The sequence below is a fragment of the Asticcacaulis sp. AC466 genome (assembly GCF_000495815.1).
Lineage (GTDB): Bacteria > Pseudomonadota > Alphaproteobacteria > Caulobacterales > Caulobacteraceae > Asticcacaulis.
In genome coordinates this window covers 24,173-38,872 of record NZ_AWGE01000030.1, presented here as the reverse complement: position 1 = coordinate 38,872, position 14,700 = coordinate 24,173, and the positions used below count along the sequence as shown (strand labels likewise).

Annotated in this window: 12 protein-coding genes; 6 read left to right on the top strand and 6 right to left on the bottom strand. The window is 58.9% G+C overall.

Annotated features, from left to right (window positions below):
* Both AEAC466_RS43190 and AEAC466_RS43185 read left to right on the top strand, forming a co-directional pair.
* Positions 1-225 (top strand): transposase (locus AEAC466_RS43190; protein ID WP_023460256.1); only part of this gene is annotated, 225 nt, incomplete at its 5' end.
* Between the two features lie 346 nt (positions 226-571).
* Entirely contained in the window at positions 572-2,254 is a 1,683-nt protein-coding gene (locus AEAC466_RS43185; RefSeq protein WP_031239659.1) for an alkaline phosphatase D family protein, read from the top strand.
* A 53-nt stretch (positions 2,255-2,307) separates the two neighbouring features.
* On the opposite strand, the gene kdsA is transcribed toward AEAC466_RS43185, so the two are convergent.
* The 5 genes from kdsA to AEAC466_RS43160 all read right to left on the bottom strand — a co-directional run bounded on the left by kdsA (position 2,308) and on the right by AEAC466_RS43160 (position 8,307).
* Entirely contained in the window at positions 2,308-3,171 is an 864-nt protein-coding gene (gene kdsA / locus AEAC466_RS43180) for a 3-deoxy-8-phosphooctulonate synthase (protein ID WP_023460254.1), read from the bottom strand.
* A 109-nt stretch (positions 3,172-3,280) separates the two neighbouring features.
* The gene (locus AEAC466_RS43175) at positions 3,281-4,063 is read right to left on the bottom strand and encodes a 3-deoxy-manno-octulosonate cytidylyltransferase (protein WP_023460253.1); all 783 of its coding nucleotides are present in this window, start codon (positions 4,061-4,063) and stop codon (positions 3,281-3,283) included.
* Positions 4,060-5,046, bottom strand: a complete 987-nt coding sequence (locus AEAC466_RS43170; RefSeq protein ID WP_023460252.1) for a KpsF/GutQ family sugar-phosphate isomerase — start codon at positions 5,044-5,046, stop codon at positions 4,060-4,062. The genes AEAC466_RS43175 and AEAC466_RS43170 overlap by 4 nt, the downstream gene beginning before the upstream one ends.
* Before the next feature lie 155 nt (positions 5,047-5,201).
* Positions 5,202-5,879, bottom strand: a complete 678-nt coding sequence (gene pdeM, locus AEAC466_RS43165; protein WP_023460251.1) for a ligase-associated DNA damage response endonuclease PdeM — start codon at positions 5,877-5,879, stop codon at positions 5,202-5,204.
* Positions 5,863-8,307 carry a ligase-associated DNA damage response DEXH box helicase gene (locus AEAC466_RS43160; protein ID WP_023460250.1) on the bottom strand — a complete coding sequence of 815 codons (2,445 nt, stop codon included), beginning with the start codon at positions 8,305-8,307 and terminating at the stop codon, positions 5,863-5,865. The genes pdeM and AEAC466_RS43160 overlap by 17 nt, the downstream gene beginning before the upstream one ends.
* 45 nt (positions 8,308-8,352) lie before the next feature.
* On the opposite strand from AEAC466_RS43160, the gene AEAC466_RS43155 reads away from it, so the two are divergent.
* The 4 genes from AEAC466_RS43155 (at position 8,353) to AEAC466_RS43140 (ending at position 13,536) form a co-directional block, all read left to right on the top strand.
* A complete protein-coding gene (locus tag AEAC466_RS43155) occupies positions 8,353-9,360 on the top strand; it encodes a ligase-associated DNA damage response exonuclease (protein ID WP_023460249.1) in 1,008 nt (335 codons plus the stop codon).
* Between the two features lie 152 nt (positions 9,361-9,512).
* Entirely contained in the window at positions 9,513-11,126 is a 1,614-nt protein-coding gene (locus tag AEAC466_RS43150; protein ID WP_023460248.1) for a carboxylesterase/lipase family protein, read from the top strand.
* Positions 11,127-11,245: 119 nt separating this feature from the next.
* Positions 11,246-12,832, top strand: a complete 1,587-nt coding sequence (locus AEAC466_RS43145) for a cisplatin damage response ATP-dependent DNA ligase (RefSeq protein WP_023460247.1) — start codon at positions 11,246-11,248, stop codon at positions 12,830-12,832.
* 68 nt (positions 12,833-12,900) lie between these two features.
* Positions 12,901-13,536: a peptidylprolyl isomerase gene (locus tag AEAC466_RS43140; protein ID WP_031239655.1), complete on the top strand. Its 636-nt coding sequence runs from the start codon at positions 12,901-12,903 to the stop codon at positions 13,534-13,536.
* Position 13,537: 1 nt separating this feature from the next.
* Here the strand turns inward: AEAC466_RS43140 and AEAC466_RS43135 are convergent, their stop codons facing one another.
* Entirely contained in the window at positions 13,538-14,650 is a 1,113-nt protein-coding gene (locus AEAC466_RS43135; protein ID WP_023460245.1) for a M14 family metallopeptidase, read from the bottom strand.
* Positions 14,651-14,700: the final 50 nt, after the last annotated feature.

Here is a 14,700-nt window from a genome sequence, read left to right as displayed (position 1 = left end):
AGGGGCGCCACGGCAAAGACGATCAAACGGACTGAGCGCAGCAACAATCGCAAATCCAAGGTCCGCGCCCACATCGAGCACGTCTTCGCGGTTCAAAAGCAGAAGATGGGCTTGGTCGTCCGCACGATCGGCATCGATCGCGCCAAGCTCAAGATCGGCATGGCCAATATCGTCTACAACATGAGGCGATTTATGTGGCTCGAAGGCCGAAGTGTGCCTGCGTAGGAGGACCGAAGCCGAAAAACACCACTCTGGCGCCGAAGAACGCGCCGAAATAGGCCTCCAAACGGCCCGGCATGACCTGAAACTCCCGCACGCCGCCGATCAGACCTGTTGATAGAGGTGTCCAACTTTGTCCATTGATAAGGCTTAAAAGCCGGTGCTGGGTGAGTGGACTACGGCATAGAATAATCACTCTTGTGAAGGCAGCCATTGGGTCAGTTGCCCGAATGAAAATGAGCCGCGCGCGTCCGCCAATTAAGACTTTCGTTTAAGAATCGTCACGTATCTGTAAAGCCCCTGTCACCAAATCCCCTTATCGCGCTGCATGACAGGCAAAGAGGGGCTGCCCATGCGCATTACGAGACGTCGTACGCTGCTGGCCATGACGACGCTGACAGCTGCAACCGGCCTTGGGGCGACCACGCCCCCCGCCGCGCCCAAAGGACCGGGTTTCGAGCACGGCGTCGCATCGGGAGATCCGCTGACCGATCGCGTCATTCTGTGGACACGGCTGAGCGGGGTGGATGCCCCATCAGATGTGCAGTGGCAGGTGGCGCATGATGACGCCTTCACCCAGATCGTCGCGCAGGGGCATTTCGGTACCGATACGGGCCGTGACTATACGGTAAAGGTCGATGTCGCCGGACTGACCCCCGCGACCGACTATGTTTACCGCTTTCGTTACGGTCAGGTGGTGTCGCCCACTGGGCGCACGCGCACCCTGGCCTTGCAGACGGACAAGGTTGTTCTGGCCGCCGTCTCGTGCTCGCTCCATTCAAATGGCTATTTCAATGCTTATCGGGCCATAGCCGACCTTGATCACATCGACGCCGTCGTCCACCTCGGGGACTACATCTATGAATATGGCGCCGGCCTGACCGATTACGGCATGGGAAATGGACGTCTTCTTGGCCGCATTCCCGAGCCGCCGCATGAAATCGTCACTCTAAGTGATTATCGCACGCGCCACGCCCAATACAAACGCGATGAGGACCTTCAGGCCGCCCATGCCCGCGCGCCGTGGATATGCGTGTTCGACGACCACGAAATCTGCAACAACCCCTGGAAGGATGGTGCAGAGAACCATACGCCGCCATCCAAGGATGGCCCAGGTGAGGGGGAATGGTCCGTCCGCAAGGCTGTAGCGCTTAAGGCCTATCGCGAATGGATGCCCATCCGCGATCCGGCGCCCGGCAAGCTATCCGAAGCCATCTATCGGAGCTTCCGTTTTGGTAATCTCGCCGAACTGATCATGATCGAGACGCGATTGCTGGCGCGAAGCAAACAACTTGATTTTTCCGACCTGAAGATGGTCGATGGCCGACCGGACTTCGACGCCTTCCGCACGCAACTCAATGACCCGCAACGGGAACTGTTCGGGGCCGAACAACGCATTTGGTTGAACACGACGCTCCAGACATCCGTGCGCGACGGCGTGCGTTGGCAGGTCCTGGGCAATCAGGTCATCATGGCCAAGATCGCGGGTCCCGATCTGATTAAACGTTTCGGCCCCGAAACGGTTGCCAGCCTCATGGCGAGCTTGCCCGACAGCGCGCGTTCTCAACTACAGACGATGATTGGGCTGTTCAGCCGCCCGGATCCGTTCCCGCTCAATCTGGATGCCTGGGACGGCTACCCGGCCGAACGCGAACGCTTCTACGCCATGACGAAAGCCGCGGGCGCACGCACGATCGTCCTGTCGGGCGATAGTCACACCGCTTGGGCGAACGAACTACACGATGCCGCGGGCAATCAAGTGGCCGTGGAACTTGGCGTCACCGCCATCACCAGCCCGACCCGCTGGCTTGAGCTGCCCGGTCTTGATTTGGCCCAAACCCTGGCCGATCAGAACGAGGAAGTCGTGGCGGCGGACGATACCAACAACGGATTTGTGCTCGTCACCCTGACGCCCGACGAAATGATCGGCGAATGGAAATCTGTCGACACCATTACCTCGCGCCAGTTCAGATGCACGACGCAGCAGCGTTTCGTCGTGAAAGCAAGTGAAGGTGGGGCGACAAGGTTTGTGTAAATTATTGCTATATATCAATTAGTTATATAGAAATACTGATATATTAATTTGCCTTACTTGCCCTTGGCTAAATCATCGAAGGCGCGCAAGGTACCGATCAAATCCTTCATCTTGTCGATATAGATCATGTTAGGTCCGTCGGACGGCGCACGATCCGGATCCTCATGGGTTTCGATGAACACCGCCGAAACGCCAACGGCGCAGGCCGCCCGGGCCAGCACAGGCGCAAACTCACGCTGTCCGCCCGACGTCGTGCCCTGCCCCCCCGGTTGCTGAACGCTGTGGGTCGCGTCGAAGACGACTGGATAGCCGGTCTGGGCCATGATCGGCAGACCGCGGAAATCCGTCACAAGGGTATTGTAGCCAAAGCTGGTACCGCGATCGCACAACATGATGCGCTCATTGCCTGTAGAGGCGATCTTGTTGGCCACGTTCTTCATGTCCCATGGTGCCAGAAATTGGCCCTTCTTGACATTGATGGCGCGGCCAGTGGCGCCGGCGGCCAGCAACAGGTCAGTCTGGCGACACAGGAAGGCTGGAATCTGAATGACGTCAACCGCCTGACCGACCGGCACGCATTGACCGGCATCGTGAACGTCCGTCAAAACCGGGCATCCGAAGCGGTCGCGCACGGCAGCGAGGATATCCAGGCCTTCTTCCATGCCGATACCGCGGGCGGTGCCGATGGACGAGCGGTTCGCCTTGTCATAGCTTGATTTGTAGATGAATTTCGTGCCGGTCGGCGCGCAGGCTTCCGCGATTTTTTCGGCCATCATAAGGGCATGGTCGAGACTTTCGATCTGGCAAGGGCCAGCAATCAGGGCGAACGGTTCATCGCCACCGATGCGGATCTTAGTGGCGTTGAAATCACCGACCTCGATGACCTTTGTCTGGACGTGCTGCGGGGCGATCGACATGGGATATTCCTTAGTACTTTTTTCAGTTGAAAAGTGACCTTCACACTTCAACTGAAACGAGATAAAACAAAAAAATCAGTCTCTTATAGGTGAATGATCGATAAGAGCGTTAAATGACAGACTCGATGCGTGCGACATCGACGGGGTTGTTCAATTCCCAGAACACACGCCCCCGGCCATCGACCTCGACGCAGCGTATGGGCATGCCGTTTTCGAGAAACCGCAACTGCTCCAAACCTTCCCAGGTTTCGAGCGGGCCGACCGGCCAACTCGAATAGCTTTTGAGCGCCGTCGCGCGATACCCGTAGACGCCGACGTGATGAAAGACCGGAATGGTGTCGCCCTCGGCAAAGCGCTTGCCGGTATATGGGATGACTTCCTTGGAAAAATAGAGGGCGTTCATTTGGGCATCGAATACCGCCGTGGTCCCGCCGACCCGGCCGTGCAACCGGTCTTCGACAAAATTGGCATGGGTCTGCGCATCGCATCGCAGGACCGGTGTCGCCATCTGGACCTCGGGGTTGGCCTTCATCTCGCGGATCAGGTCCTCGATGAACCAGGCGGGCGTAAGTGGTGCATCACCCTGGAGGTTGACATAGAGGTCGGCTTCTTCGGTCAGGTGCTGCAAGGCGTCCGCGCACCGTTCAGTGCCGTTGGCGCAGGATTCCGCCGTCATGATGACCTGGGCGCCAAACGCCTCTGCCGCCGCCTTGATACGCTCATCGTCGGTGCAGACATAGACGCTCGTCACATCGGCGACGCCCTTGGCCGCCTCCCATGACCGCTGAATCAGCGATTTCGGCACGCCATCGCGGCCAGTCAACATGACCAAAGGCTTGCCCGGATATCGGCTAGAGGCGTAGCGGGCGGGGATCAGGATAATCGTCTTCATGCAACACCGGCTCTCAGGCAGTCGTGGATATGGATCAGGCCGACAGGCGTATGTGCGTCATCGACAACGAAGAGGCAGGTGATCTTCCGCTCGTTCATTATGCCCAGCGCTTCAGCGGCCAAGGCGTCGGGACGGATCGTCAGAGGACCGGCATGCATGACATTCGCGGCCGTCTTGTCCATCAATCCAACCATGTTACGACGCAGATCGCCATCGGTGATAATGCCCGCCAGGTGACCCCCGGCGTCAGTGATACCGACAACGCCGAAGCTTTTGGCCGTCATAACGAGCAGGGTGTCGCCCATCGGCGTCTGCACGCCCGTCAGCGGCAAGGCATCGCCGGAATGCATGAGCGCCTCGACGCGCAAAAGCTGGGCCCCCAACTTTCCTCCGGGATGGAAAACGCGAAAATCGGTCGGCTGAAAGCCGCGCTTTTCCATTATAGCAACGGCAAGCGCATCACCGAGCGCCAGTGTCATGGTCGTGGAGGTGGTCGGCGCCATGCCGATGGCGCAGGCTTCCGGCGCCGGCGGCAGGACCAGAGCAATGTCCGCCGACTGAAGCAGGGTCGATTGCGGGCGTGACGCGACGCCGATCAGGGGAATGGAAAACCGTCGCGTATGGGCAATGATATCGGACAATTCCGATGTTTCGCCGGAATTGCTCAGCATCACCACGACGTCGTCCGGCGTAATCATGCCAAGGTCGCCGTGGCTGGCTTCGGCCGGATGAACGAACTGCGATGGCGTGCCGGTAGAGGCCAGGGTGGCGGCGATTTTCGCAGCAACATGGCCCGACTTTCCCATCCCGGACATGATAACGCGGCCCTTGGCTGCGTACATGGTGTCTACGGCCTCGACGAAGCTGTCGGAGAGCGAGGCGGCAAACAGCAACAGGGCTTCGCCTTCTGTGCGCATGACGCGCGCGCCAATTGCCAGGATATCTGCGTGGGAATCGACTTGGGATGCTGGGGCTGTGGTCATGAACCTACCATATAAAGAGCGCGCACTTCATAGCAAGGGCTGTCGGCTGCGACAATTCAAAAGGCCACCGACTGTAATTTGCAAAGAAGGACGTAAAATTATATTTTATATCAATATGATATGGAAATATTTTATTGCTTCAGCGACAGGCGAGTTTATAAATCATTACGCGCAATGCCCGCCACAGTGTCCTTATACGCCATGTAGGCTCGGAACGGACTGCTGCCAGCCAGCTGAATAAAGGCGTCATGATTTAAATCAAGACCTCCGGTAAATGTGCCAAAAGCGGGCATAATCAATAGCTTATCGTTTACAGCAAATACTTTTCCGCTCAATCTGTGTCCGCGTAGGGACGTCCGTAGTTTCGGATGAAAATGACCAACAATCTGCGGGCGGTCGGTATCTTGAGGTTCGTGCCGAAACACGATTCCAGCCGTTTCAACCTCGGCCGAAAAATTCAGATTGCCTCCCCCAAGAAGACCGAGATCGTGGTTGCCTTCGACCAGGTGGCAATGATCCATTGCCCCGCATATCGCCAGTAGCTGATGCCGTACGGCGTCTTCCAGGCGCGCCCAGGCCTGGCGGTCATGAAAGCTGTCACCCAGAAGAATTAGGGATTTGGGCCGATAGATGGCCACCAGCTTTTCGAGGCGCAAAAGGGTGTCCAGCGTGTCGTACGGCGCAACGGCCGAGCCGAACTGTGCCAGAAAGCTGGCTTTTTCGAGGTGGAGATCTGAAACGACCAATGCCTCCTGAGCCGGCCAGTATAGCGCCAGTCCCGCATCCAGCACGAAGCGCTGACCGGCGAAATCGATCTCACACCGCGAGGGCATCTTCGACCTCATGCATCAGGGTTTCGGCTGTTTCCGCCAGGCTTTGTTGTGCCAGTAACGCCTCCATGCCGCCGCCGGGCAGGCGTTCAGTCCGGACATCCAGGATAACTGGTAATGACAGGGGCGAGGGACGGGGCAGGGCGCGGAATTCGATGTGGTGCTGGAATTTCAATATCATGTCGGTCAGGCGGTCGAGATCGAGCAGTTCGCGTTCGGCATCGGAGCGCGCCAGGGCGAGAAGCACGTGGTCTGGTTCGTACTTGCGCAAGACATCGTAGATCAGGTCGGTTGAGAACGTCACCTGCTTCAAAGTCTTACGGGCGGAATTGTTGTTCTGTTCGACAATGCCCGCGATCGTCGCGACGCGGCGGAAGGATCGCTTCAGCATCGGCGATTCTGCCAGCCACTCTTCCAGTTCGTCGGCCAGGATATCCGGCGACAAGAGGTCGTAGACCGTTTCCTCGTTAATGGGCTCCAGACTGTTTATCGCCAGGCCATAGTCGGTCACGGTAAAGCTGAGCGGATGCGCACCCAGGCGTTCCATCCGTCGCGATACCAGCATACCCAGAGTCTGATTGGCGCGCCGCCCCTCGAAGGTATAGAAAATGACGCAGTAGAGTTTGCCGCGTGGGAAGCTTTCGACCAAAAGGCTCTTGCGATCCGGCAGTTGTGAAAAACGGGCCTGGAGGCTCAGCCAGTTGCGCACCACGCGCGGCAACTTATCCATGGCGGTTTCGTCCTGAAGAAACGCCCGAACGCCTTCGGCCAGAAAGGTCGACAGCGGCATCTGCCCACCGGCGTAGGTCGGAATCATCGGTTCCTTGGCGGCGCTGGCGCGTGCCTCAAGCGTCATATCGACAATGCGTTCGAAAGCCAGGATTTCCCCGGCGAAGTAAAAGGTGTCGCCGGGGCGCAGACTTTGCCCAAATGACTCTTCGATTTCACCGAGATATTTGCCGCCGCGGCCATGGCGCCGTTTTACTTTCAACTTCCCCGCTTCGATGATGACGCCGATATTCTGGCGATGCCGCTGAATCACCGCCTTATTGGCCGGCACCCATGTGCCATCGGCCTGTTTGACCATGCGTTGCCAGCGTTCATAGTTGCGCAGGACATAGCCGCCATCGATGACAAACTGGAACAGGGCTTCGAACTGTTCGTAGGTCACGTCGCGATAGGACCAGGACTGAACAACAAGCGCGTGCAGGTCATGCGGCGTTACCGGCGCGGAACAGGCGGCGTTCAGGATGAATTGAATGGCTACGTCCTGAGAACCGGGCGGGGGATGATCGCCGTCCAGGTGCCGCGCCTTGATGGCGGCCATGGCGGCTTCGCATTCGAGCACCTCAAAGCGGTTGGCTGGCACCAGAAACGCCTTGGATGGCATGTCGACCTGGTGGTTCGACCGCCCGATCCGCTGAAGCAGGCGCGACACCCCCTTGGGGGCGCCCACCTGGATAACGACATCCACATCTCCCCAGTCGATGCCGAGTTCGATGGCGGAGGTGGCGACCAGTCCGCGCAACTTGCCTTCGGCCATCATCTTCATCGTCTTGGCACGCAACTCGCGCGTCAAAGAGGCATGGAAGATGGCAATGGGCAGCGCGTCGTCGTTGGCCTCCCACAGGAACTGAAAGAGCAGTTCGGCCTGAAACCGCGTGTTGACGAAGACGATGGTGGAGCCGGCACGGGCAATTTCCGCCATGATCTCCGGCACGGCATATTGCGCCACGAAGCCGGTAAACGGCACGACTTCCTTCGTTTTCAGGATGGACACCTGCGGCGGCTTTCCCATGGACGGACTGTTGAAATGGGCAACGGGTGCGCCCGTCTTGCCGAGCCACAGGCAGAACAGATCGGGCTCCGCCACCGTCGCCGACAGGCCGATACGGCGAAAGCCAGGGCGATAAGCCTCGATCTGTGCCAGGGCCAGGGTGATCAGGTCTCCGCGTTTCGACGCCGCGACCTGATGGATTTCGTCGATGATGACCGCCTCTACCGCGCTGAACATGTCGCGCGCTTCCGGGTAGCTGAGCAGCAGCATCAGCGATTCCGGGGTAGTCATGAGAATGTTTGGCGGCTTGGCGCGCTGGCGTTTGCGGCGATAGGCCGAGGTGTCGCCGGTCCGGCTTTCGACCCGCACCGGCAGGCCCAAGGCTTCAATGATCGCGGTGACATTGCGTTCAATATCGTAATTTAACGCCTTCAATGGCGATATGTAGAGGGTGTGAAGGCCCTTGGGCTGCGTCTGGGTGATATCGATCAGCGACCCGAGAAAGCCCGCCAGGGTTTTGCCCGTTCCAGTCGGTGCGGTCAAAAGAGTGGACTGCCCCGCTTGATAGCGCGAAACCATTTCACGCTGATGCGGTAAAATTGTCCAGCCCTGCTGGTCGAACCACTGCCGGAACTGGGTTGGAATCTTCGCCATGATCAATATGTATCGTGGTCACAAATAAAGACGAAAGGTGGAAGTTTGCACCCGCGCGACTGGATAGAGGTGAGGCCTGAAGGCGTATATTGCAAGGCGGGCGACGTCTATATTGATCCGATGCAGCCTGTGAACAAGGCGATCATCACCCATGGTCATGCCGATCACGCGCGATCGGGGCATGGACACGTCTATGCCACCGAAGAAACCCTTGCCATCATGCGGGCACGTTATGGCGACACCCATTACCTCATGAGCGAAAATCCGCTGGCTTACGGACAACGCATCACAATTGGCGATGTCACGCTCAGCCTGCATCCGGCCGGCCACATTCTGGGCTCGGCCCAGGCGCGCCTGGAGCACTCCGGCGCCAGCATCGTTTTTTCCGGAGATTATAAACGCAGGCTCGATCCGACCTGCGTCCCGTTCGAACCGGTGACTTGCGACGTCTTCGTCACCGAAGCGACTTTTGCCCTGCCCGTTTTCAGACATCCGCCGCTGGAAGAAGAAATCGCCAAATTGCTCGGCTCCCTGGCTCAGTTTCCTGAGCGTTGCCACTTGGTCGGGGTATATGCCCTGGGCAAATGCCAGCGCGTTATCTGTGCCCTGCGCGCGGCCGGTTACGAAGAGACGATCTATCTGCACGGCGCCATGTTGCGCCTATGCGAGCTATACCAGAGTTTCGGCATAGATTTGGGGCAGACAGACATGGTGACGCCCGAAAACGCCCGCGCCTTGGCCGGAAAAATCGTTTTGTGCCCGCCCTCAGCCCTTCAGGATCGCTGGTCACGCAAACTGCCTGACGTCTTGACGGCGGCGGCGTCCGGCTGGATGCGCATTCGCGCCCGAGCCAAACAAAAGGGGGTTGAGTTACCGCTGGTCGTATCCGACCATGCCGACTGGGATGAACTCACCCAGACTCTGAGCGACGTCGGTGCGCCTGAGGTATGGGTGACGCATGGCCGTGACGATGCGCTGGTCTATTATGCGCAACAACAAGGCTTCAAGGCGCAAGCGCTGCATCTTTTAGGGTATGAGGACGACTCCGATTAATCATCCGATGTCTCTCAATGTGATTGGCGAGACGAGGCGATAGCTACGCCATCCAGCCAATACCTATCTGTCCGCAATTGACACCGGTATCACTTCACGTTTCAGTCTAGCATACAAAAAGACCAAAGCGCTAAATGCAGGGAGAGGCAACAATGAATCGCCGCAGCAGTTTGAAGCTCTTATGCAGCGCCGTGCTCGCGGCCGCAACGCCAATCACGTTTACAGGCGCGACAGAGGCTAAGCCCGCAAAGGCCACACGCGTCGAAACCCGGGCGGGGCCGGTCGTGGGGCGAATCTACAACGGTCTCTCTGTGTTTCTGGGCTTGCGCTATGGCCAGGACACCGCGACCGCGCGGTTTCAGCCGCCGGTCAAGCCCAAGCCGTGGCGAGCCCCCTATATGGCCGATACCTACAGGGCCGCGTCGCCGCAGAGCGGAACCGCCGATGCCTATGGTCAGAGCGAGGACTGCTTGTTTCTCAATGTCTGGACGCCGGCCGCCGATGGCAAGCGCCGTCCGGTCATGGTCTATATTCACGGCGGCGCCTATAATGGCGGTTCGGGCAGCAGTCCACTTTATGATGGCACAGGCCTGGCCACGCGCGGCGATGTCGTTGTGGTTACCGTGAATCATCGCCTGAATGTCTTTGGCTATCTCTACCTGGCGCGTCTGGAAAAGCAGGTCACCGGTAAAGCCGGGCCGCTGGCCTGGTCCGGAAATTGCGGGCAACTGGACCTGCATCTGGCGTTGGAGTGGGTGCGCGACAATATCGCCGCGTTCGGCGGCGACCCCGACTGCGTGATGGTTTTCGGCCAGTCGGGCGGCGGCGCCAAGATCGCCACCATGATGGCTACACCTGCGGCAAAGGGTCTGTTTCACCGCGCCGCGACAATGAGCGGCCAGCAAGTGACGGCATCGGGACCGGGCAATGCCACCTTGCGCGCCATCACCTTTCTGGAAAAGCTGGGCCTGAAGCCCGACGCCGACGGGCTGGCTACGGTGCAAACCTTGCCCATGAGTACACTCGTCGCTGGTTTGAAAGCGGTAGACCCGGTTATCGGCTCGGGTGGCGTCTATATGGGGCCGGTCCTCGATGAAACCGTTCTGTGCCGTCATCCGTTCTGGCCCGACGCCCCGGCCCAATCGCACGATATCCCTATGATGATCGGAAACACGCATGATGAAACCCGGGCTTTTCTGGGCGGGGATCCGCATAATTTCAAGTTGACCTGGGATGACCTGCCGGCAAAGTTGCCGAAGGAGTACCGCGTCGATATAGACCCCTATCTCGTCATCGAGACCTACCGGAAACTATATCCCGCCATGTCGCCGTCCGACGTTTTCTTCGCCGCCACCACGGCGGGACGATCATGGCGCGGCGCCATAGAGGAGGCGGAAGCCAGGGCGCGGACGGGCGCCGCAACCTACACCTATCAGGTCGATTGGAAGTCCCCGCGGGACGGGGGAAGGCGTGGCGCTCCCCATACGATAGACATTCCCTTGGTCTTTCGCACCACGGCGACCCCGGACAGCATTTCGGGCGATACACCAGACGCACGCAGAATGGCCGACCTGTTTTCCGACGCGTTCATCGCCTTCGTCCGCACCGGATCGCCACAAACGACGGCCTTGCCGCAATGGACACCCTATAGTCTTGCCAAGCGTGAGACGATGGTGATGGACCTTACACCACAACTGGTCAATGATCCGCGCGGGGCTGAGCGCGAACTGTTTTCAAAGGTGCCTTTCATTCAGCAAGGCACTTGAGACGGCAGTCGCCTGCGAGTACCGCCAACAACCATATTTCAATCCTATTTTTGGCCATGCTATCGACACGTTTGATGCCGGGAACCTTTATATCGTAAGGCTGAACGAAAGATTGCTATATGAAAGCTTTTTCAAAGCTCCTTGAACGCCTCTATTTCGAACCGGCCACCTCAAGCAAGGAAAAGCTCCTGCGCGACTACTTCGCGACGACGCCGGACCCGGATCGCGGCTACGCGGTGGCCATCATCGGAAATGCGTTGAGTCTGCCCAATTTCAAGCGCGGCATGGTACTTGACTTGATCAAGGCGCGCACCGACCCGCAGCTTCTGGCTATGAGTTACGACTATGTCGGCGAATTGTCGGAAACGGTGGCGCATCTGTGGCCAGCGCCCGCTGTCGCGCCCAATGACCCCGATTTGCCCGCCTTGCATGAGGTTGTAGAGGCGCTACGTCATATGCCGAAGGTGCAACTGCCGGATTATATCGCCGCACTATTGGATCGCATGACATCGCCCGAACGGTGGGCCCTGCTTAAGATCGGCTCGGGATCCTTGCGGATCGGCGTGTCGGCGCGGTTGCTGAAGCAGGTGCTCGCCCGCTATGGCGGACAACCCATCGAACGTGTGGAAACCCTGTGGCATGGCATTGATCCCCCTTACGAGGAGCTGTTCGCCTGGCTGGAGGGCAGGGCGGATGCCCCTGCCGTGGAAGAGCGCCTGACCTTCACACCGGTCATGCTGGCGCATCCCTTGGAAGCGAAAGATCACGGCCTGATCACGCCGGACGCCTATGCCGCCGAATGGAAATACGACGGCATACGCGTCCAGTGCGTCCACAGCGCCGTCGGCCGGGCCTTGTTCACGCGTACAGGCGACGAAATCAGCAACAGCTTTCCCGATGCCGTCGCCCATCTCAATTTTCACGCGGTTCTGGACGGCGAGCTGGTCGTTCAGCGCGGCGCGGCACTGGGCTCCTTCAATGATCTGCAACAACGCCTGGGCCGTAAGAACCCGTCCGGCAAATTGCAGGACAGCCATCCGGCCGCCATGATCGTTTATGACGCGCTGATGCTGGAAGGCGAAGATGTCCGTCACCTGCCATATGAACAGCGGCGCACATTGCTTCAGGCCGCCCTGGAGACATATCACCCGGTCGGGATCAGCTTGTCGCCGCAAATCCCGTGGCATAGCTTCGACCAATTGGAAGCGGCGCGCGCCAGTGTTGACAACCTGTCGGTCATTGAAGGCCTCATGCTGAAGCGCAAGGATTCAGCCTATATCGCCGGGCGGCCGACCGGGCCGTGGTACAAGTGGAAAATTAACCCTAAACGCGCCGATGCTGTCCTAATGTATGCCCAGCGCGGGTCGGGCAAGCGATCCAGCTTCTATTCGGATTTTACCTTCGGGCTTTGGCGCGACGGGGAATTGCTACCGATTGGCAAGGCCTATTTCGGATTCACAGACGCGGAACTGGTGGAACTCGACAAGTGGGTGCGCCACAATACTGTTAAAACCTTCGGGCCGGTCCGCGAAGTCAAGAAAGCGCTCGTCTTCGAAGTGGCTTTCGATGCGGTCCATCGCTCCAGTCGCCACAAGTCCGGATACGCCTTGCGCTTTCCCCGCATCAGCCGCATCCGTTGGGACAAGCCCGCAGACGAGGCGGATCAGATGAGCCTGCTGGAAAGCCTACTGACCGGGGAAACCTAATCGTTACGGCCGGGGTTTGCGTGTGAGTTTCTGTGGACAGGCGCCGCGTAAATTCAGATAGTGCCACCATGATCAGACGATATCTTCTTATGGCCGGAGCAGCCTTGACTGTCGCGGCCTGTTCGCGACCCGTGGAAAAAAAGTCGGCGCCGGCGGCACCGGCGCTACCGCCCCTTTTGCCCGACACGATAACGGTTCGCTTGCAGACCAGCGAGGGCGACATTTTGCTGCGGCTCGAACGTAAGAAGGCACCGATCACCACCGCCAATTTCCTGCACTATGTCGATACGGGTAAGCTGGATGGGGCGCATTTCTGGCGTGCTTTGAAGGTCGGCGCGAAGCAGGGATTTATCCAGGGCGCGATAAGCACGCCACCCTATGCGCCAATCGCGCACGAACCGACCACCCAGACCGGCTTGTCGCATACCGATGGTGCGATTTCGTTGTCACGGTTCGCGCCGGGAACTGCGACCATAGATTTCACCATATCGGTGGGCGATATGACCTATCTTGATGCGGGCGGCACGGGCTCGACGGACAAGCTGGGCTACGCCGCTTTCGGCCATGTCGTCGAGGGCATGGAGGTGGTTAAACGCATCCTGCATGACCCGGTCGACCGCAAACGCGATGAGGATGGCCTGGAAGGCCAAATCCTCAAAGCGCCGGTGACGATCATCAAAGCCAGTCGAGTCCCGGCTGGCTAATCTAGGCCAGATCCTCGATCATGCCGCTCAGGGCCGCAACGCAGGCCCGCCCGAGTGCCTGAGACCGTTCAGGCGACCAACCACGCACAGGATCGGGCTGATCGAAGTGATCCTTAAACGGCATTTCCAGTGTCATTGCGACCGCCCCGAAACGCTCAGCCACCGCATTGGTCGAAATGGTCATATTGGCCGTACCCGGCGCATTGACCGTATAGCCGTGCTTCGTCTGGAAATAGGGCGTCTCCGCCGCCAAGGCCACGAGGTACTGATTATAAAGGGCGAATGACTTGTCGTTGAAGGACGGAATGCCTTCGAACCCGGCCATGAAGACATGGGGGATGGCCTCATCGCCATGGACATCCAGCGCGAAGGCTACGCCCGTCTGAGTCATCTTGTTGAGGACATGATAGACTTCCGGACTGCGTTCAAGCGTCGGCGTCTCCCATTCCCGGTTCAGGTTCACACCGACTGCATTGGTACGCAGGTGGCCGCGCGCGCTGCCGTCCGGGTTCATGTTCGGTACGACGTATACGGTCGCAGCATCCAGCAGAGCGCGGGCGCTGCCGTCCGTCAGGGCCTCGAGCGCCCCTTCCATCCACCATTCCGCCATGCTTTCGCCTGGGTGCTGACGGGCATACATCCAAACCGGGATCGGTCCGGTGCCGAGCGTAAGCAAATCCATGGGACGACCGTCCAGCGTTTGCCCCAGCACCGAATGGGCGACGCCCGCCGTGGCGGCGTATTGCGCGATCAAAGCCTGGTGGCGTTCGGTGGAATAGGGCGCGAAATAGGCAAACCAGACGGTGTCGGTTACCGGCGTATGGGTAATGGTCAGCACGCCATCGGTATAGTCAGTCTGCGCCTGCGTCCAGTCGGCATTGTCGGCACTGACGCGCGCCTGATACTCGGGCCAGCCGTCAGGGTAGGCCGAAGCTCCGGCATTGAGGATGCGCAGGCTCAGTTCGGTATTGGCCGCGCCATCGACACGAAAGTAGAACCATTGATAAAAATCGGAACCCGTATCGTGGCGAATTTCAAGATCGCAGCGGCCGCCCTCCTGCGCTAAGACGATGATATTGCCGGCGTCGAAATCGGCGGAAAGGGTAATAGTCATGCGGGCCTCACTACTAAAAATCGTTGCCGATGTGATTATCCTCGCGCCGC